This window comes from Rhodonellum psychrophilum GCM71 = DSM 17998 (assembly GCF_000381545.1).
Taxonomy (GTDB): domain Bacteria; phylum Bacteroidota; class Bacteroidia; order Cytophagales; family Cyclobacteriaceae; genus Rhodonellum; species Rhodonellum psychrophilum.
Genome location: NZ_KB906675.1, coordinates 377,242 through 396,961 on the forward strand (window position 1 = coordinate 377,242; position 19,720 = coordinate 396,961).

Sequence of the window (19,720 nt, forward strand, 5' to 3'; positions counted from 1 at the left end):
TATCAGGCAAAGTTAGAAAAAACACCTTTCAATCACCTGATTGTTGCTTTCTCCAAGCTTGCCAGGCACCCGTTGACCAAAGCGCCAATAGCACCAGCACAGGTTGGAATACCAATCGGATCGCACGGGCACGATCTGTATCGAGACCAAAGGCATCTATGCCGTTCATGTATTGCGAGATATTGCCTGGGAATATCAGGACGAAGAAAGCCGCCACAACCCAACCTACCTGCCGGCGCCTAGAAGTAAAAAAAAGCAGGGATAGTCCCAAGATTATCTCAACCACGCCGGAAAGAATAACCACCAGGTCCGCATCGATTGGCAGCCAAGATGGAACCTGTGCCAAAAACTCTGCACGGCTCCAAGAAAGGTGACTCGTCCCTGCCATCACCAGAAATCCTCCTAAAATAACTCTGGCGATGTTCTGGGCTAGATTGGTCCTGTGGGATGTATGTTGCAAAGTGTCAATTTTCATGGTTTTGATTTAAAATGAGCAGTATTTATTGCGTTTTTTTACTTCAATATTTTTTCCAAATACTGGTCAATTTTCTCCGGTTTGGTAATGGGTGAAAATCTTTTGAGGGGTTTTCCTTTGGCACTGATCAGAAATTTGGTGAAATTCCATTTGATTTTTGACCCAAAAAGTCCGCCCAACTCACCCTTTAAATACTTGTATATCGGATGCTCATTTTTCCCATTGACTTCGATCTTGGAAAACATCGGGAAACTTACCCCATAATTCAACTGACATCCATCGGCAATGGACTTTGCATCTCCAGGCTCTTGATTGCCAAATTGGTTGCAGGGAAAACCTAAAATCACCAAATCTTTGTCCTTGTATTTCTGGTTTAATTTTTCCAAACCCTCAAATTGCGGTGTCAATCCACACTGACTCGCAGTATTCACCACCAATACGGTTTTCCCCTTGAAACTGGACATGTCAATGTCAGTCCCCTGAAGGTTCTTTGCCGAAAAATCATAAAATGTAATCGCCATAATTCAATTCTGTTTAAATTTTATATCGCTTGCGATACAAATATAGCAAATCCTTTTATATCGCAAGCGATATATTTATTTAAATCTTAAATTCTTGGTTTTGAAATGGGATTCAAATGCCTATTTTTGAGGAGAACTCCGATTTTAAAAACACCTTGAAATCAAAACCCAAAACCCTCCATTCATGATGAAAGTCCTCCACAAAAACCCAGATCCCCACACTTGGAAAGGAAGAGCTGCCGATTCAGTTCAATATTGGCATCAGGCAGTAAAGTGTCTCGATAATCTGCAGATAAAAGACGCGCATGGGGTAAAAAAAATTGCTATCCTGGGTTACGCCGCCGATGAAGGTGTCAGAAGGAATCAAGGCCGAATCGGAGCAAAATTTGGCCCCGCATCCATCAGAAGAATGATGGGAAGTATGGCTTTTCACCTTCCTGAAAATGTTAGAATCCTGGATTATGGGGATATTTCTGTTCTGAAAGAAGCTTTGGAACCCGCACATCAATTGCTCCAGGAAAAAACTTTTTCACTTTTAAAAAACCACCATTTTCCAATTCTTCTTGGAGGAGGTCATGACTTGGCATTTGCCCATGGAAGTGCAGTAATGGATTATTTGGAACAAAAAAACGAATCCTTCGGAATCATCAATCTGGATGCACATTTCGATTTGAGACCCTTACTGGAAGGAAAAGGGCATTCTGGGTCTCCTTTTTTGCAACTTTTTGAAAGAGCCAAAGCTTCCAATCTGGAATTTCATTATTTCTGCCTTGGCATACAAAGTCCCGCCAATCCCAAAGAACTGTTTGAAATTGCTAAAAAAACGGGGACTTGGTGGATGGACATGGAAGATTTCACCCTTTCCAACTGGGGTCAAATCCAAAATAACTTGGATGCTTTTTTGGGAAAGGTAAACAAGGTAATGCTGTCCATTGACCTCGATGGTTTTTCATCGGCCTATGCGCCAGGTGTCAGCGCCCCCTCCCCTATGGGTTTCAGCCCCGAACTGGCATTGAAGGTTTTGGATTATTTAGCAAAAAGCAAAAAACTCATCAGCATGGACGTCGTGGAACTCAATCCGACCTTCGATCAGGACAATGCTACGGCAAGATTGGCGGCACGGTGTGTGGAATATTTGGCTAGAAGGCTGTATTCGACGGAGTAGCCCTCAAAAGGCATAAAAAAACCTTGTCTGCTATCTACACAGACAAGGTTTGATATTCTTTCTAAATCTAAACAGCGACAACCGATAGAATAGTGTATCCTTATTTTGCGGGAAGCACCTGACTGGAAACCTCTCCAAAACCTACACGGATGCCTTCTTTTTCGCAAAACCCCGTCATGATTACCGTATCTCCATCTTCGATAAATTTCCTTTCACCGCCCTCTTCCAAGACAACCGGCTTTGTTCCCTTCCACGAAAGCTCGAGCATGGAGCCGTAGCTATCGGGACTTTTGCCTGAGATGGTTCCCGAGGCATACAAATCACCGATATTGATATTGCAGCCATTGCTCGTCTGATGGGCAAGTTGCTGGGCAATATTCCAATACATGTGTTTGAAATTGGAGGTACAGACCTTGGTCGCTTTCTTGTCTGCAGGTTGGATATAAACTTCCAAATTGATGTCAAAACCATGGTCTTTCTTGCATTTCAAGTAAGGCAACACTTCCGGCTCTTGTTTTGGATTTTCCACCCTAAAATGTTCCAATGCTTCCAAAGTCACGATCCATGGGGAAATGCTGGAAGCGAAATTTTTAGCCAAAAATGGACCCAAAGGCACATATTCCCAAGCCTGAATATCCCTTGCAGACCAATCGTTGAACAGCACAAAGCCAAAAATATAGTCCTCTGCATCTTCGGTGCTGATGCTGTCCCCCATTTTGGTGGATTTACCGGTCACAAATGCAAGCTCAAGTTCAAAATCAAGTCTTCTGGAAGGACCGAATTCGGGTTTCTCCATATCCGGATCCTTAAATTGACCCTTTGGTCTATGGATCGGGATGCCTGAGGGAATGATAGAAGAAGCTCTACCATGATAACCTACAGGCAGGTGCCTCCAGTTGGGAAGCAATGCATTGTCGGGATCTCTAAACATCGTTCCCACATTCGTCGCATGCTCAATGCTGCTGTAGAAATCCGTATAGTCCCCAATTTTTACAGGGAGTAACATCTGTGCTTCCTTCCTGTTCACCATCGCTTTTCCGCGGCTCTGGTGTTCCCTCAATTTTTCTTGATCTTCTTTCAAAAGGTCCTGAACCCTTTCCCTGATTTTTCTGGTAACTTGCTTTCCCAAGCCTATAAAGCTATTCAGGGAATCTCCCAAAAATATACCTTCGGGAAGAAGGGTGATATCGGAGAAAAATCCTTCGTCGTGCAATACTGAAAGATCCACGATTTTATCACCGATGGCAATTCCAGCTCTGGGAGAAAGCCGCTTACTCTTGAAAATCCCAAAGGGTAAATTGTAAAGCGTAAAGTCCGAATTCTTCGGAATTTGCACCCAGCTGCTCATGGGCGTCGTATTCTGGTCACTCATCTGTAAAAATTTGTTGCGGGGTAAAGTTAGGGTTTTAATGTTGAAGATAAAATCATAAATGCATAACTGGATCAAACAACTACAGACTCCACCGATGAATCCAAAGAGAGCCGAACCAAAAAAAAATATTGAAATTTCATTTTTGTGAGGAGGAATACCCAAATCGTGATTTTGTTTAAAATTTGGTTTTCATTCACCATTTCTACCTTGTCAAGAGGGTGTTCTGAATATTTCATATCAAAAGATTTCATCCAACGACTCGCCTACTTCCCCTATTTGAGAATAGCCTTCGGAGAAAAAAGCAATTGTTTACCAGTATTCAAGGTTCGTAAATTCCATTCTACTCCCTTCCATAAAAATTTTCTGTTAATTTTGCGACTCGAAGTTTAAATTTTCAGAAGCCCATATGTCATTCGCTACAAAATACAATCCTGAAGAAACAGAGTCTAAATGGTATGCCTATTGGATGGAGCATAAATTTTTCAGTTCCAAAGTGGATCATACCAAGGAGCCCTACACCATTGTCATCCCGCCTCCGAATGTCACCGGAGTGCTCCACATGGGACATATGCTCAACAATACCATTCAGGATGTATTGATCCGAAAGGCCCGTATGGAAGGTAAGAATGCCTGCTGGGTGCCGGGAACTGACCATGCCTCCATCGCAACGGAAGCCAAAGTCGTCTCCATGCTCAAAGAAAGAGGCATTGACAAAAAATCCCTCACCCGAGAAGAGTTTTTGAAATATGCCTGGGAGTGGAAAGAAAAATATGGGGGAATCATCCTGGAGCAGTTGAAAAAATTGGGTGCTTCCTGTGATTGGGACCGTACGAAATTCACCATGGACCCCGACCTGAGTGAAGCCGTGATCAGTGTTTTTGTGGACCTCCACAAAAAAGGAAAGATATACCGTGGCATCCGGATGGTCAATTGGGACCCTCAAGGCAAAACTGCCTTGTCTGACGATGAAGTGATCACGAAAGAAATCCAATCGAAACTCTATTATATACAATACAATATCGAAGGAACTGAAAACGAGTTTTTGACCATCGCCACCACCCGTCCTGAAACCATCATGGCAGATGTGGCGATCTGTATCAATCCCAACGATCCGAGATTTGCCCATCTCAAAGGAAAGAAAGCAATCATCCCCCTGATCAACAGAGCCATTCCGATCATCGAAGATGAATATGTGGACATGGAATTCGGAACGGGCTGTCTGAAAGTCACGCCGGCACATGACATCAATGACTATGAACTGGGTTTAAAACATAAATTGGAAGTCATCGACATCCTCAATGATGACGGTACCCTCAATGAAAAAGCCCAAATCCTGATCGGGGAAGACCGTTTTATCGCAAGGAAAAGGATCAGCAAGATGCTTGCGGAAATCGGGCAAATGGAAAAAGTGGAAGAATACAAATCCAATGTCGGGCATTCCGAAAGGACCAATGCCATTGTCGAACCAAAGCTTTCCCTGCAATGGTTCCTCAGCATGGAAGACATCACCAAACCGGCACTTCAATCGGTCATGGATGATATTATCCAATTGCATCCGCCCAAATTCAAGAACATGTACCGCTCATGGATGGAAAATGTCCGCGACTGGTGTATCTCCCGACAACTCTGGTGGGGACATCAAATTCCCGCCTATTACCTTCCCAACGGGGAATATGTAGTGGCTCAATCCAAGTCAGAGGCTTTGGAAATCGCAAATGAAAAATACGGAATCGCCTACAAATCTGAAGATCTGGTTCAGGATGAAGACGTATTGGACACTTGGTTTTCTTCATGGTTATGGCCCATTTCTGTCTTTGATGCCAAAGTTTTTTCCGAAGGAAAAAAGAATGAAGACCTCAAATACTACTACCCGACCAATGATTTGGTGACAGCCCCTGAAATCCTGTTTTTCTGGGTTGCCCGAATGATCATCGCGGGATATGAATACATGGGCGAAAAACCCTTTAAGAATGTGTACCTGACAGGTATTGTAAGAGACAAACAGGGGAGAAAAATGTCCAAATCCCTTGGCAATTCGCCTGATCCTCTTGAATTGATCAAAATTTATGGCGCTGATGGCGTCAGAACAGGCATGCTTTTCAGTTCTCCTGCCGGCAATGATCTTCCCTACGATGACAAATTGGTCGAGCAGGGAAGGAATTTCGCGAACAAGATCTGGAATGCTTTCCGTTTGGTCAAAGGTTGGGAAATTGATCCAGAATTGGATGGCCAGGAAAACCAAGCAGCCATCCATTGGTTTGAGAACAGGTTCAATGAATCCTTGACCGAAATAGAAGATCATTTCAACAAGTTCAGGATATCCGATGCCCTGATGACCAGCTACAAACTGGTATGGGACGATTTCTGTTCATGGTACCTGGAGATGATCAAACCTGCTTATCAGCAACCCATTGATGCGGCGACTTACGAAAGGACGATTTTGTTTTTTGAGGACATCCTGAAAATCCTTCATCCTTTCATGCCTTTTATCACGGAAGAGATTTGGCAGCAAATCAAGGAAAGAAATACCGAAGATGCACTGATCGTTTCAGAATGGCCATCCCCTAAATCTTTTGATGTCCAGACCATTGCGGAGGCCCAACAGGTTTTTGAGGTGGTTTCGCAGATCAGAAATATCCGCGCCTCTAAGGGGATTTCCCCGAAAGAAGCTTTCGAATTGACCATCAAGACACAGCAGCCGGATTTGTACCTTCGATTTGAAATGGTCCTTAAGAAACTGGCCAACCTTTCCAAACTGGAGTTTGGGGATCAAGTGGCAAATTCACTCGGTTTTATCGTCAAATCCGATGAATGTTTCATTCCCATGATCGGTCAAGTCGATGTGGAATCCGAAAAGGAAAACATCCAGAAAGAATTGGAATATACCCGTGGATTTTTGAACACGGTGATGAAAAAATTGATGAATGAGCGATTTGTGAGCGGCGCTCCTGCCCAAGTCCTTGAAATCGAAAGAAAAAAACAAGCAGATGCCGAAGCGAAAATCAAAGCGCTGGAGGAAAGCTTGGTGAATCTAGGTTGATCCTGCAAAAAAAGTGGGGTTTTCGAGTAAATACAATGACTTGCCCCCATTTTGAGTCAAAAAGCTGATCGGAATTTAAAAAGCTGCCCTGAGATTGATCAGGGCAGCTTTTTTATTGCTTTAAAACTTTAACCCGTTTTATGCATTTCGAACTCAATCTAATAATAAACCTGACTGATAATCAATTGGTTGTTTACTATTCATGTTTTCACTCTATTGGTGTCGGGATGCATTCTCCCAATAGTCTGATTTTCTTTCGGTTTCAATCCCATTTGGAAACCCAATGCATATTTCGGGTTTAAGTTTATGGTGAGATACAACATGTGATCAGGATTCCTTCCCTCAATGTCCCCAATCGTATTGGTCCATATTTTCCAAACAGGCATTTAAAAGCAAAATACTGTCGTGGATATCTTCTTTGTGGGCCATTTCTATGACTTGATGCAAGTGACGGGTGGGAATGGAAATGGCACCGGCAATCGCACCTTGTTTCCCCATTCTTTGGACGCCAGCCGTGTCCGTCCCCCCTGCTGTCAGGATTTCAGGTTGCCATTTGATTTGGTGTTCCGTTGCTGTTTTCTTCATGAAAGCCACCATCCTATAATCACAAACGGTCATGGCATCCATGATTTTGATGGCCGTACCTTTGCCAAGTTCGGTGATTTTCTCATGGGCTTGTGCTCCAGGCACATCGAAGGCGATGGTGGTGTCCAATGCGATCCCAAAATCCGGATTGATCCCATGCGCAGCAACATTGGCCCCGCGAATACCCAATTCTTCCTGGACGGTAAAAACTGCATACACATCATAAGGATGGTTTTTTAATTTCCTCAGGGCTTCAATCAGAATAAAAACTGAAACCCTGTTGTCAATGGATTTACAGTTGACGCAATCCCCCATTTCGATCAATTCCCTTTCCCGGGTGATGGGATCACCGACGGACACATATTTTTCGACTTCCTCTTTTGTCATACCCAGATCGATGAAATAGTCTGTCGATTTTGGGATTTTGGTTTTTTCCTCGGCTGTCATGACGTGGATGGGTTTACTGCCCATTACACCCACCAAATCCGTCTTACCATGGACAATCACCCTCTGGGCAGTCAATGTTTTGGGGTCAAATCCCCCCAAAGTATGGAATCTCAAAAATCCACCCTCCTCAATATGGGTAACCATAAATCCGATTTCGTCGATATGGGCTGCCACCATGACTTTTTTATTGTCAGGATTATTTTCACTTTTTTTAACAGCGATGACATTCCCCAAATTGTCCGTTTTCACCTCATCCACGAGAGGAGTGACCAATTCAATTACAAGATCCCGGATTCTTTTCTCAAACCCAGGTGCTCCAGCGATTTCACAAATTTGCTTCAATAAAGGTATATCCAATTCCATTTTGTCTGTCATTTTTTGTTAAAATCCGGTCACGTTTTGGGTAATAATTACCCAGTTCTTGGACAGCAATATACAACCAAATTGAAAATGAGGGCTTTTTTTGGCACAAAATTTCCTTTGGCACAAGTGAAAAAGACCTGAATTTTTCAGGAATTAAATTGACAAGGAAAAAAGTGTAGAATTATGCAATTGCTATTTATCCTTATTGGAGCATTTATAGTTTTTATTTTAAGTACACTGACTGGAGGAGGTGCCAGTCTGCTCCTTATGCCATTGGTGGCTGTAGTAGTGGGCGTGAAGGCGGTGGCTCCTGTGATGGCCATCAGCATAGGAATGAGCAGCACTTCAAAGGTGGCTTTATTTTGGAAACATATTGATTGGAAGCTGTTTGCTTGGCTATTCCCTTCCACCATCATCGGATCCATCCTTGGCGCCAGGCTTTTTGCAAGTTTATCATCAGATTATCTTCAAATCCTAATTGGCCTATTATTGGTTTCCACGATTTTCCAACTCAGGCAAAAACCAAAATCCGAATCCAGATTCAAAATCAAAGCTTGGCATTTTGCCCCCATGGGTTTGGTTGTAGCATTTTTATCCGGACTGATTGGTGGAGTGGGCCCCTTGATGAATTCTGCTTATTTAAATTATGGCATCAGCAAGGAATCACTATTGGGAACCAGGTCCGCCAACGCCATTTTACTCCATTCTACCAAAATCATCAGCTATGCCTACTTCGGTTTTGTGACCGGGGAAGTCTTGAAATATGGCATTATGATCGGTGTCACTTCAATGATAGCCGTATACTTCGGGAAAATGATCCTGGCCAAAATGTCAGACAATTTCTTTAGACAAATTGTAGTGGTCAGTATGGTTTTGAGTGGAGTGCTGATGCTATGGAAAAACAAGGACTTCATTTCGGCTTTTATCTATTCAATCTAGTAATTCTTCAAAAAATCAAAAAAAGAATTCGTAAATCTTAATTCATAATTTCATGAAATTATCTATTTCAAAAAATGTACATCTGGTAGAACCTGGGGATTTTGAGCCAACGGATCATTGGTATCCACGGGTCTTAAATTCAAATATTCATCCACTTGTCTCTTATTTTTTAAATCTCACCCATGAGCAGATGGTGGAAAGGTACCACAGGCTTCATCCACAAAGCGACCCTGAGGCATTAATGGAAATCATGACCTATCAACCCCAGTATTTTCGCTGGGCAGGGACGGATTTGATGCATGTAACCAACAATGAGGGAAACCGAAAATTGACCGTCATCGAAACCAACAGCTGCCCATCCGGTCAAAAATCAATGCCTTTGCTCGACCTGAATGTAGAGCAAGGCGGATACAAAAGATTGATCGAGCAGACCTTCAAGCCAATGGTGGATAATCATCACGAAAACGGTGCATTGGCAGTAATCTATGACAAAAACCCAATGGAAAACATTGGATATGCCGCCACGGTCGCAGATGTATTTGGGGAGAATGTATTCTTGGCCAAATTCGAAGCCAAAGATGCTGAACCTCCAGTAAAATTTGTCGATGGGAAAATGTGGGTTAGAAATCAGAATGAGGAGTGGGTGGAAATCCGAGCAGCCTTCAGGTATGTCACCCAAGAACCTTGGTCCATCATCCCTGAAAACACTAAAACCCTTCTTCTCAATCCCATAGAGGCTTGTTTGGCGGGCGGGAGAAACAAGGAAGTTGCCAGTCGGGCTTATGATGATTTCAATAGAAAATTTGCAGATAAAGGGATCAGTATCTTCACTCCTTCCACATTCAGGAATGTCTCTTTTTATGAATTGGAAAGACATTTCGAAATGCTCGGAGGAAGCATGGTGATCAAAGTTCCAGACTCCAATGCAGGGCAAGGCGTTTACACTGTGATCAGCAAAAAAGAGCTGGAGCATGCCAAATCCCAGCTTGACCCCAATCAGCTATATTTGGTGCAAGAATTGATTCACAGCAATTATAGCAATGGATTGGATCCCATGAAAGCTTGGTACCATGTAGGGACCATTCCGGATAGCAAGGGAAGGAGTTTCGCTTTTGACCTTAGGCTTATGATGCATGCCACAGAAGAGGGGATGCGTCCTTTGGCTGTTTATTCAAGAAGGTCAAGATTTCCCCTGAACACGCCGCTTCCCGAAGACATGAACTCTTGGGAAGTTTATGGCACGAATCTTTCTGTCAAAGGAGAAGATGGCTGGACATATGCTGATGAGAGGCTGATGCTTTTTGATGTGCGCAACTTTGGCCAGCTCGGTTTGGGTATCGATGAAATGATCAAAGGCTTTGTCCAAAGCATCATGGGCGTCTATGCGATTGACCAAAATGCCCGAAAAACTTTTGGTGATAAAACTTCTATCCCTAATTTTAAAATCCAAACAACGCTATCATGAGCTCAAAAATATTAATAGTTGAAGACGATGTAGTATTCTGCAAGCTTCTCACCCGCTTTCTTTCCAAGAACAATTTTGAAGTGATGGATGCCCAGAACGGTAAAGATGCTTTGGAGCTGATGGATTTGAACAATTTTGGTCAGGCCATTCTTGATTACAGATTGCCTGACATGAACGGGGTGGAAATTCTCAAAAAATTGAAATTCAAAAACCCAGAGACCAAGGTCCTACTCATTACCCGCTTTGGGGATGAGGAAGTCGCTGCCGAAGCCAAATCAGCCGGCGCCGATGCCTTTATTGCCAAACCTATTGATCCAGATGATCTGTTGAAAATAATCAAGAGCATGTAACCAAACATATCAGAAAAAAAACTGCCTTTGGGAGAATGAATCCCCAAAGGCAGTTTTTTTGTTTTCCCCGAAAATGTTTTTGGATTTCCGCGGCCCTGATTTGATTTTTTAGTAGGCTCTCACCGCTTTTCCTTCCATGAAATTTGCAAAGGCCTTGTTGACCACGCGCATCCCACCTTCTGTCGGATAATCCCCGGTAAAATACCAATCTCCCAAATGATCGGGACATGATTTATGAAGGTTGTCCACGGTTTGGTAGATGACCTTAACCTCTGCATGAATATCTTTGGTCGTGATGATCTGGGCTATCTTATCTGAAATTTCCTGATCCGTGAAAGGAGCATAAATCTCCGTTACATAATTCTTGGCAAACATTGAATTGGCGCTGCATTTTTCATACACTTCATCCATCAGATCCGTCATTCCCCGCTCCTTCAGTAATGCAACAGTCGCCCTGAATGCAATGAATTCATTCATTTTGGACATATCAATGCCGTAACAATCAGGAAATCTGATTTGTGGTGCCGATGAGGCAATCACGATTCTTTTGGGATTTAATTTATCCAAAGTAGTCAAGATGCTTTTTTCCAAAGTAGTACCGCGGACGATACTGTCATCAATGACGACCAAAGTGTCAATTCCTGACCGCACTACTTCATAAGTGGTATCATACACGTTAGCGACCATGGCATCCCGATCTTGATCATTGGTGATGAAGGTTCGAAGTTTGACATCCTTGCTCACCAATTTCTCAACTCTCGGCCTGAAGTTGAGGAGTTCTTCCAAATCCTCCAAATGAGGTTTTCCTTCCAATAACACTTCTCTCCTCTTGGCGCTCAGATAATCTTCCACGCCTTCTATCATTCCTAAAAAAGCAGTTTCTGCTGTATTTGGAATATAGGAAAACACAGTATTTTTCAGGTCAAAATCAATGGCTTTGAGCACTTGTGGTACCAAAGCTTTTCCGAGCATTTTTCTTTCTCTGTAAATGTCCGGATCTGTCCCACGGGAAAAATAAATCCTTTCGAAACTGCATGATTTTTTCTCCTTGGCAGGCATGATTTCATACTCTCCGAAAGAACCATCCTTATTGATGATCAATGCGTGTCCCGGTTTTACCTCCTTGATTTCTTTATAATCGATGTCAAAAGCAGATTTAATTGCTGGCTTCTCGGAAGCCACCACGACGATTTCATCGTCAGCATAATAGTAAGCCGGACGGATGCCATAAGGATCCCTCACGACGAAACTGGAACCATTTCCTATCAAACCAGCCATGGCGTAGCCTCCGTCAAAATCCCTACAGGATCTTCTCAAGATTCGACTTACATCCAATTCATCCTCGATAACTGCGGTGATTTGCTCGTTCGAAAACTGATGCTTGTATTTGTCGAAAATGCGTTGGTTTTCTTCGTCCAAAAAGTGCCCCACTTTCTCCATGACCGTGACGGTATCGGTTTTCTCTTTTGGGTGCTGACCCAGTTGCACCAATTTATCAAAAAGTTCTTCCACATTCGTCATGTTGAAATTACCCGCCATGACCAAATTTCGGCTTCTCCAGTTATTTTGCTTCAGGAAAGGATGACAGGTTTCAATGCTGTTTTCTCCATGGGTGCCATACCTAAGATGCCCCAACCATAAATCCCCGGTGAAGGCGATGTTTTCCTTTAACCATTCGGCGTCAAAGAGTGCATTCTCGCCTCCCAGTTTCTTGGCCTTTTTATATTTTTTGTGGATTTTATCAAAGATAAAATTTACCGCTTGGGGTTCTATAGAACGATAGCGGCTGATGTATCTCGTTCCGGGATTTGTGTTAATTTTGATATTGGCCACGCCAGCACCATCCTGACCTCTGTTTATTTGTTTTTGCATCAACACGTACAGCCGATTCGGGACATAAAGAGGTGTACCGTATTTATCGATGAAGTGTTGAAGGGGTTTACGAAGTCGCAACATGGCTATGCCGCACTCGTGTTTGATAGCTTCACTCATTGGGTGGGATCAAAGTTATATTTGAGTATACAAAGTTAACGTTTTTTGGAAGATAACCGAAGCAATAAAAAAATTGGAGTCAAAGAATCCACAGTGAATGACTTCGTTTTCCGGAATCCTCTTTAAACTGAAAACCAAGTAGGAAACCTCAAATCAATCTCTGTCTCCCTCCTGAGGGAATTTGCAACAGACTGCTGATTTTTTCTACAGCAAAAATCCAAAAAATACTGATTTTTATGCCAAATTCATTCATAAGGCCAGTGGCATAACTTCTGTACGACAGATATCATGAAAAAGATAATCACCATACTGATCTTGGGTGTAGGCTTAATTCTTATGACGCTATTGAGCTGGGCAAATTTCCAGTTGAATTCCTATTCCCATTCACATGCTCAAAATCATGAAACTCTATTCAGAATCAATCAAGCTGAAACTGAATTTCAGAATCAAATCCTTAAATAAACCAATTTATTATTTCTAACTTAAATACAATTCACATGAAAACGCGATTTATTTTCCCCGCATTAATGGTATTCGCTTTGGCTGCTTCTCCAATGATGGTGAATGCCCAGACACAAGAAATAGAAAAAATGGTGATGACAAACCAGGACAAGGTTAAATTAGATCCTGAGCAACTTCCCCCAGCTGTAAAAACGGCAATTGCCACAGATGAAACCATTGCAGATTTGAGCATTACCGAAGCATGGCAAATCACGGATGAAAAAGGCGCAACACACTTCAAAATCAAATTTGACAATGCCGGTGAAGAACTGATTAAAAAATTTGACATCAATGGCAAAGAAATAAAAGAATAAACCCTTTATCTTAAATCATTTAAAGCACCGGAAATATTTTCGGTGCTTTATTTTTTTAATAATCCGAAGGAAAATTTTACCTTTATCGATGATAAAAATTCTTTTGGTAGAAGATGACCTGACCTATTCCAGAATAATAAAAAATTTCTTGGAAAAAAACAATTTTTCGGTTGATGCCCTAACTAAAATAGAAGACGCTAAAGTTTATCTGGACACGCATCAACCTTCGCTGATTATCACAGATTTTCGGCTGCCGGATGGGACGGGATTGGAAGTACTTCGGTATTCCAAAGAGGTTTTGGAAGATATCCCTGTGTTGCTGATCACCAATTATTCAGACATTCGTGTTGCTGTGAAAGCGATGAAAATGGGTGCTTTTGAATATATCCTAAAACCTATCAATCCGGATGAGCTGCTCCTCACTGTAAACGAAGCATTGGAAGGTGCCAATGAAACGCCTAAAAAGAAAAAGAAATCAGCCCCAAAATCCGACGAAGATTATATCGTAGGAAAAAGTGACACGTCCAAACACATTGAGGAGCACATCCAGCTTGTAGCTCCGACGGACTTGACAGTAATCATTTTGGGAGAAACAGGAACAGGTAAGGAATATATTGCAAAGCGGATCCACCGAAAATCCTCGAGAAGCCATGGTCAGTTTGTAGCGATTGACTGCGGGGCACTTTCCAAAGAGCTTGCCGGAAGTGAGTTATTTGGCCATGTAAAAGGGTCTTTCACAGGCGCACTCGATAACAAAATAGGACATTTGGAAGCTGCCGGCGGAGGCACCGTGTTCTTGGATGAAGTTGGAAACTTGAGCTATGACATTCAGATAAAACTCCTAAGGGCATTACAAGAAAGAAAGATCAGAAAAATCGGAGGCAATCAGGAAATCCCCATTGATATCAGGATTATTGCCGCAACCAATGAGGAATTGCTCCAACAAGCCAAGGAGGGTACTTTTAGGGAAGACCTCTACCACCGCTTGAATGAGTTTACGATCACGGCACTCCCCTTACGGGAAAGAAAGGAAGATTTGATGGTTTTTGCCAATCAATTTTTGGAACAAAGCAATCAAAAGCTAGGCAAAAACATCAAGGGATTTGATGCAGACGCCGTCCATATTTTTGAAAAATACACTTGGCCAGGAAATCTCCGGGAATTGAAAAATATTGTGCGCCGGGCCGTTCTGCTGAGCCAAAGTGAATACATCGGAATCAACAGCCTACCTAGGGAATTGATAGATGAGCCTGTTACAAAAGCCCTCGAAGAAACCTCGAATGTGGAGAGCGCTGATTTCAAAACCAGCCAGATGCTTCAGGAAAAGGAAATGATCATCAGGGTCCTTCAGGAAGTTAAGTACAACAAGTCCAAGGCAGCAAAAACCCTGGGAATAGACAGAAAGACCCTTTATAACAAAATGGAAAAATACGGCATTGACTAGTTTATTTGAAAACCAGTAAGTTGAGGTCTTGAGAAACCAACTCTAAAAAAATTCTGGTTTCGGAAATAAAATCATTGAGAATTTCATCAACCCCATCTAGTTTATTGTTTTTGATTGAAATCTCAATTTCTCTGGCTTTCTGCCCGGAAGGAACCCTGACTTGGCCCAATCTGCTGGAAAGTTGATGGGTAATTTCACGGACGATGCTGTAGTTTTTGGCCTCCATCGCCACTTCCAATTCCCTTAAATCGGCTGCAGTACTGGAAACCAAGTCTGTCATCACCTCAAGAAGCAAATCTTCATCACCCATGCAGAATTTTCTCAAGTCCTCCAGATTGTAGGGCTTGATGTCTTCATTTCTTTGTTTCCCTATCTGTTGCACTGGTATTTTGGTCAAATGAAGCAAAAATCCGATTTTTTTCAGTATTTGGCTTTCCGTGAATGGCTTTAACAATAAATCATCAAAGCCCTCCTCCAATAACTTGTTTTTTTCTTTTACAAACACATTTGCTGTCATCGCCAAAATCGGCAGTTGATGGTACTCTGGGATTTCCCGTAGCATTTCCTTCACCCTAAAACCACTCACTTCGGGCATTTGAATATCCAATATGGCCAAATCCAATGGACGGTTCTTGAAATTGTCTCGAAAGCCCACGCCTCCCAAACAGGAAACCACATTGGCACCAAGACTTTCCAATAGCAATCGGATAAATTTGAGACCAATCGTATCATCGTCAACCACTAGAATATCCAAGCCCTTCAAGCTGTAGGTGAATTTGCTGTCCTCCTGAGCGGTTTTCAATACCGGCGCTACGAATTGAGTGGGGATTTCAAGACTTATTTTGGTCCCTTTTCCAACCTCGCTTTCTACCTTTATTTCTCCATGCTGTAGATCCACCAATCTCTTCACAATGGCGAGACCAAGACCCGTTCCCCCAAATTTCCGCGTCATGGAGGCATCCCCTTGATTAAATTCCTGAAATACTTTTTTCAATACCTCTTGGTTCATCCCCATCCCGGTATCCTCCACAACCAAAGCAATGGTGTTGTTGGAGTTTTGCACGATCGAAACCTCAATGCTTCCTTTGTGGGTAAATTTCAAGGCATTGCTGATCAGGTTATTCAGGATTTGGTTGATTCTTAATTGATCCCCTACCATCCATTTGTCTTCCTGGAGGTCGATTTGCCAATTAAAATCAAGATTTTTTTCCTCTGCTTTCAGGGCAAAAAAGCTCTGAATAGTCAAAAAAAGCTTCTTGGGATCAAATGGCTCTTTTTCAATATGGATTTTTCCAGCTTCCAGTTTTGAAAAATCCAATATATCATTCACGATCGCCATCAGGGTTTCGGACGCAAAACCGATCATTTGCACAAACTCCTGTTGGTTGGGATTCAGATCCGTTTTAAAAAGGGCATTTTGGAAGCCCTGGATTGCATGGAGGGGGTTTCTGATCTCATGGCTCATATTCGCCAAAAAGTCCTGCTTGGCTTTTGCCAGATGATCAGAGTGTTTTTTGGCATTCTCAAGCCTTTTTCTGTAGGAATTTGCCTGTCGAACTTCCTTCAATATGCTGTAAACAAACCCCAATGAACCAATGACACCCAAAAATACCAAAAATGCCAAAATGAAAGAAACATTGGTAGTCATTTTATAAGCGGATTGATTTTTCTCCTTATAATCTACCAAAAGGTTTTGTTGAATACCCGTAATCAGGGCTTGTATTTCCGAAAAAATCACTTTGTTCTTTTCCAACAGGCTTGCCTGCAGATTGGCGAAGTTGCCTTTTAATTGCTGCTCATCCCTATAAATTTTGGTGACAAAGTCTTTCAAAGGGATCAATATGGAGTCAGCACGGGATTTCTGGACTCCTTTGGCCACCAAATTTTGCTTAACAGCCTCCAAGTCATCGATCCCCTGAAGTTTTGCTTCCTTTTCACTTAAGTCCGGATTCTCGATCTGATTAGCTTTCTTAGGTTTTTGCTGGTCCAACTTTGGGGCATGTTCGGCAAAAAAATCTCGCTCCTTTATTTTACCCAAAAACTCAAGCTCAATTGATTGCCTTTGCCTTTGAATTTTAGTCTCAATGCTTTTGAGTGCTTTTTGTCCAGAATTTTTGTTGGAGAGATTGTTGTTGATTTCCTCCAAACCAGCATAACCAACGAGCAATTCCCTAACATTATGGTTTATTTTATCAAAACTCTCCATTTCTGCTGTTTCATCTGCATTTTGGCTCAGCCAATCCAACCTAGCAATGATGCGGTCCAATGCTTTCTTAAAAACAGAATCCTTGTCGGTCAGTCTATCCTCGCGGGAAATATCCAGCAAATGGACATCTGACATCAATCCATTCAACTGCCTAAGTTTTTCATTGGGTTCCGATAGATTTTCAACCGTATCCAATAGATTGCGAATACTGAAAAAGGTGACCAAACTTACGCTGATCACTAAAAATATTGCTAGAAAAAATCCAATTTTTACTTTTCCTCCCACTTCAATCCTTGCTTTAGGTTTTTAAATTCTTCGCTTCAATCCATCAACTTCACAATTATTATTCCAAGCTGGGTTATGCTTCAACAAATATAGACATAAGTATATTGTAATGAACTCCTTAGACTGTCTTGATTTCCAAAAAAGGCACCCATTCTTCTGCGTTTCTTTCCGCATATTCAGTCAAAAAATAAGAAAGGGAAGGCCTGAAAGGGTGGTTTTTTAGCATCAATCCCACTTGCTCGGGTGTTTTGTCCCCTTTTTGGACATTGCACCTGTGGCAAGCTGTAATTAAATTGCTCCAATTCGTGGCACCTCCTTTAGAGCGGGGAACCACATGGTCGATGGTAAGATGCTTTTTGGAACCACAGTATTGACATTCTCCCTTATCCCTTTTGAAGAGATTGTTCCTGTTCAAAAGAACTCCTCTATAGGGGATGTTTTTATACTCATTGAGCCGAATTACGGCAGGGTACTTAAAAACCCGATCGACGGTTCTGATCGCAAAATGATCATAATAACTCAGGCAAATCACCTTATCCAAAAAAGTCAAAACAAGTGCTTTCTGAACCGTCACAACAGCTACAGGGGAGTGATCCATATTCAATACCAACACACGTTTTTCCATAATAAAGTTAATTTTAACCCAACCACAAAAACCTAATGTATAATAAAATTGTTTCAGTAGGCTAGTTTTCCAAGCTCTCTTTTCGCATCTTTTTCCTTGATATCCTGTCTTTTGTCATGGGTCTTTTTACCACGAGCCAAAGCAATCTCCATTTTGGCGAGTCCTTGGTCATTGATAAATATACGGATGGGTATAATCGAGAGCCCTTTTTCTGCAAATTTACTCTCCAATTTATCAAGTTCTTTTCTACTTAACAACAGCTTTCGCTCGCGAACCGCTTCATGGTTGAAACTAGCAGCCATGGAATAGGGTGCAATGTGCATTTGTCGGATGAAAAGTTCTTCACTCTTGAAAAAGCAAAATGCCTCAGTAAGCGAAACCTTTCCCTCCCTGATGGATTTGATTTCGGTTCCCCGCAATACCAACCCGGCGACGTAGGTATCCACAAACTCAAATTCAAAGCTTGCTTTTTTATTCTTGATGTTTATTTTTTTTTCGAATCTATTGATCTTCGCCATTTTTTTCTTTGAATTCATTTAATAATATACCGCTCCATCAGGAGCCAGCCCTACCTGAGAATGCGCAATGGACACCATCGTCCTACCTCCCAAAGGGTATTCCAAATCAGATCTTCATCCTTGCATCCGGCACCACATCCATGCCACAGAATTCACTTTTCAGGAATTTATAATGGGCAGCCATCGCTATCATCGCTGCATTGTCGGTGCAGTATTCCAATTTTGGAATATAAACGTTCCATCCCAGTTTTTCTGCTGTCAATCCAAGCTCTTTTCTCAAACCAGAGTTTGCCGAAACTCCACCGGCAATCGCTATTTCTTTGATATTGTGCTCCTTTGCTGCTTTTTTGAGTTTCAACAATAATGTCTTGATCAGGGTATACTGTACAGAAGCACAAATATCGGCCAGGTTTTGTTCCACAAAGTCTGGATTTTTCTTAAGATTGTCCCTTAAAAAATAAAGGATTGAGGTTTTGATTCCACTGAAGGAGAATTTCAGTCCCGGCATGTCCGCAACTGGAAAGGAGTAAGCCAAAGGATTTCCCTCTTGGGCATATTTATCCAAAAAAGGTCCGCCTGGATATGGCAAACCCAATAATTTGGCAGTTTTGTCAAAGGCCTCCCCCACAGCATCGTCGGTGGTTTCTCCTATTACTTCCATATCCAAATGGTCCCGTACCAAGACCAATTGCGTATGGCCGCCACTTACCGTCATACAAATAAACGGGAAGTTGGGTTTTGGGTCATCAATGAAGTGGGACAAAATATGGGCCTGCATGTGGTTGACCTCAATCAAAGGAATATCCAACATGAAGGCAAAGGATTTAGCAAAGGAAACGCCCACCATCAATGAGCCCATCAATCCTGGACCTTTTGTAAATGCCACAGCGGACAGCTCTTTTTTGTCAATACCCGAAGAGATCATCGCCTCGTGGATGACCGGAATCAAATGTTGCTGATGTGCCCTGGATGCCAGTTCAGGAACTACCCCCCCATATTTTTCGTGTACAGATTGCGTGGCCACAATATTATTGAGTATTTTGCCATTAGATATTACAGACGCCGAAGTTTCATCGCAGGATGACTCAATGGCCAGTATCGTTACCTTCATTA

Annotated in this window: 16 protein-coding genes; 7 read left to right on the forward strand and 9 right to left on the reverse strand. The window is 42.2% G+C overall.

Features of this window, described 5'->3' with window-relative positions:
- Positions 1–28: 28 nt before the first annotated feature.
- Both F824_RS0107705 and F824_RS0107710 read right to left on the reverse strand, forming a co-directional pair.
- On the reverse strand, positions 29–475 hold the full coding sequence (locus tag F824_RS0107705; protein WP_019597297.1) for a DoxX family protein: 447 nt from the start codon (positions 473–475) through the stop codon (positions 29–31).
- 38 nt (positions 476–513) lie between these two features.
- Positions 514–996, reverse strand: a complete 483-nt coding sequence (locus F824_RS0107710) for a glutathione peroxidase (RefSeq protein ID WP_019597298.1) — start codon at positions 994–996, stop codon at positions 514–516.
- Positions 997–1,180: 184 nt separating this feature from the next.
- Between F824_RS0107710 and hutG the strand changes: the two genes are divergently transcribed.
- Positions 1,181–2,161, forward strand: coding sequence for a formimidoylglutamase (gene hutG, locus F824_RS0107715; RefSeq protein WP_019597299.1), 981 nt, complete (start codon positions 1,181–1,183; stop codon positions 2,159–2,161).
- Positions 2,162–2,261: 100 nt separating this feature from the next.
- Here hutG and fahA read toward each other — a convergent pair whose 3' ends face one another.
- The gene (gene fahA / locus F824_RS0107720) at positions 2,262–3,509 is read right to left on the reverse strand and encodes a fumarylacetoacetase (protein ID WP_019597300.1); all 1,248 of its coding nucleotides are present in this window, start codon (positions 3,507–3,509) and stop codon (positions 2,262–2,264) included.
- A 430-nt stretch (positions 3,510–3,939) separates the two neighbouring features.
- Between fahA and F824_RS0107730 the strand changes: the two genes are divergently transcribed.
- Positions 3,940–6,573, forward strand: a complete 2,634-nt coding sequence (locus F824_RS0107730; protein ID WP_019597302.1) for a valine--tRNA ligase — start codon at positions 3,940–3,942, stop codon at positions 6,571–6,573.
- A 342-nt stretch (positions 6,574–6,915) separates the two neighbouring features.
- Here the strand turns inward: F824_RS0107730 and F824_RS0107740 are convergent, their stop codons facing one another.
- Positions 6,916–7,968, reverse strand: coding sequence for a M42 family metallopeptidase (locus F824_RS0107740; protein ID WP_026333565.1), 1,053 nt, complete (start codon positions 7,966–7,968; stop codon positions 6,916–6,918).
- Between the two features lie 183 nt (positions 7,969–8,151).
- On the opposite strand from F824_RS0107740, the gene F824_RS0107750 reads away from it, so the two are divergent.
- The 3 genes from F824_RS0107750 to F824_RS0107760 are packed head-to-tail and all read left to right on the forward strand — an operon-like array spanning position 8,152 to position 10,722.
- Positions 8,152–8,907: a sulfite exporter TauE/SafE family protein gene (locus tag F824_RS0107750; protein WP_019597306.1), complete on the forward strand. Its 756-nt coding sequence runs from the start codon at positions 8,152–8,154 to the stop codon at positions 8,905–8,907.
- Positions 8,908–8,959: 52 nt separating this feature from the next.
- Positions 8,960–10,372 carry an ATP-grasp domain-containing protein gene (locus tag F824_RS0107755; RefSeq protein WP_019597307.1) on the forward strand — a complete coding sequence of 471 codons (1,413 nt, stop codon included), beginning with the start codon at positions 8,960–8,962 and terminating at the stop codon, positions 10,370–10,372.
- Complete coding sequence (locus F824_RS0107760; protein ID WP_019597308.1) at positions 10,369–10,722, forward strand: response regulator; 354 nt, start codon at positions 10,369–10,371, stop codon at positions 10,720–10,722. Before F824_RS0107755 ends, F824_RS0107760 begins: the two co-directional genes overlap by 4 nt.
- 108 nt (positions 10,723–10,830) lie before the next feature.
- Here F824_RS0107760 and F824_RS0107765 read toward each other — a convergent pair whose 3' ends face one another.
- Positions 10,831–12,714, reverse strand: a complete 1,884-nt coding sequence (locus F824_RS0107765; protein ID WP_026333566.1) for an amidophosphoribosyltransferase — start codon at positions 12,712–12,714, stop codon at positions 10,831–10,833.
- Positions 12,715–13,211: 497 nt separating this feature from the next.
- Here F824_RS0107765 and F824_RS0107780 point away from each other — a divergent pair, with 497 nt between their 5' ends.
- Both F824_RS0107780 and F824_RS0107785 read left to right on the forward strand, forming a co-directional pair.
- Entirely contained in the window at positions 13,212–13,529 is a 318-nt protein-coding gene (locus F824_RS0107780) for a hypothetical protein (RefSeq protein ID WP_139189659.1), read from the forward strand.
- Between the two features lie 88 nt (positions 13,530–13,617).
- Entirely contained in the window at positions 13,618–14,973 is a 1,356-nt protein-coding gene (locus F824_RS0107785; protein WP_019597313.1) for a sigma-54-dependent transcriptional regulator, read from the forward strand.
- A 1-nt stretch (position 14,974) separates the two neighbouring features.
- Here the strand turns inward: F824_RS0107785 and F824_RS0107790 are convergent, their stop codons facing one another.
- From F824_RS0107790 to tsaD, 4 genes are all read right to left on the reverse strand, one after another.
- Positions 14,975–17,419, reverse strand: coding sequence for an ATP-binding response regulator (locus F824_RS0107790; RefSeq protein WP_139189661.1), 2,445 nt, complete (start codon positions 17,417–17,419; stop codon positions 14,975–14,977).
- A 163-nt stretch (positions 17,420–17,582) separates the two neighbouring features.
- Positions 17,583–18,089 carry an HNH endonuclease gene (locus F824_RS0107795; RefSeq protein WP_019597315.1) on the reverse strand — a complete coding sequence of 169 codons (507 nt, stop codon included), beginning with the start codon at positions 18,087–18,089 and terminating at the stop codon, positions 17,583–17,585.
- A 53-nt stretch (positions 18,090–18,142) separates the two neighbouring features.
- Complete coding sequence (gene smpB, locus F824_RS0107800; RefSeq protein WP_026333567.1) at positions 18,143–18,607, reverse strand: SsrA-binding protein SmpB; 465 nt, start codon at positions 18,605–18,607, stop codon at positions 18,143–18,145.
- Between the two features lie 106 nt (positions 18,608–18,713).
- Complete coding sequence (tsaD, locus tag F824_RS0107805; RefSeq protein WP_019597317.1) at positions 18,714–19,718, reverse strand: tRNA (adenosine(37)-N6)-threonylcarbamoyltransferase complex transferase subunit TsaD; 1,005 nt, start codon at positions 19,716–19,718, stop codon at positions 18,714–18,716.
- Positions 19,719–19,720: the final 2 nt, after the last annotated feature.

Excerpts from the sequence above, each read along its gene's own strand:
- F824_RS0107705 (WP_019597297.1), bottom strand. The coding sequence starts at position 475 with ATGAAAATTGACACTTTGCAACATACATCCCACAGGACCAATCTAGCC.
- F824_RS0107710 (WP_019597298.1), bottom strand. The coding sequence starts at position 996 with ATGGCGATTACATTTTATGATTTTTCGGCAAAGAACCTTCAGGGGACT.
- hutG (WP_019597299.1), top strand. The coding sequence starts at position 1,181 with ATGATGAAAGTCCTCCACAAAAACCCAGATCCCCACACTTGGAAAGGA.
- fahA (WP_019597300.1), bottom strand. The coding sequence starts at position 3,509 with ATGAGCAGCTGGGTGCAAATTCCGAAGAATTCGGACTTTACGCTTTAC.
- F824_RS0107730 (WP_019597302.1), top strand. The coding sequence starts at position 3,940 with ATGTCATTCGCTACAAAATACAATCCTGAAGAAACAGAGTCTAAATGG.
- F824_RS0107740 (WP_026333565.1), bottom strand. The coding sequence starts at position 7,968 with ATGGAATTGGATATACCTTTATTGAAGCAAATTTGTGAAATCGCTGGA.
- F824_RS0107750 (WP_019597306.1), top strand. The coding sequence starts at position 8,152 with ATGCAATTGCTATTTATCCTTATTGGAGCATTTATAGTTTTTATTTTA.
- F824_RS0107755 (WP_019597307.1), top strand. The coding sequence starts at position 8,960 with ATGAAATTATCTATTTCAAAAAATGTACATCTGGTAGAACCTGGGGAT.
- F824_RS0107760 (WP_019597308.1), top strand. The coding sequence starts at position 10,369 with ATGAGCTCAAAAATATTAATAGTTGAAGACGATGTAGTATTCTGCAAG.
- F824_RS0107765 (WP_026333566.1), bottom strand. The coding sequence starts at position 12,714 with ATGAGTGAAGCTATCAAACACGAGTGCGGCATAGCCATGTTGCGACTT.
- F824_RS0107780 (WP_139189659.1), top strand. The coding sequence starts at position 13,212 with ATGAAAACGCGATTTATTTTCCCCGCATTAATGGTATTCGCTTTGGCT.
- F824_RS0107785 (WP_019597313.1), top strand. The coding sequence starts at position 13,618 with ATGATAAAAATTCTTTTGGTAGAAGATGACCTGACCTATTCCAGAATA.
- F824_RS0107795 (WP_019597315.1), bottom strand. The coding sequence starts at position 18,089 with ATGGAAAAACGTGTGTTGGTATTGAATATGGATCACTCCCCTGTAGCT.
- smpB (WP_026333567.1), bottom strand. The coding sequence starts at position 18,607 with ATGGCGAAGATCAATAGATTCGAAAAAAAAATAAACATCAAGAATAAA.
- tsaD (WP_019597317.1), bottom strand. The coding sequence starts at position 19,718 with ATGAAGGTAACGATACTGGCCATTGAGTCATCCTGCGATGAAACTTCG.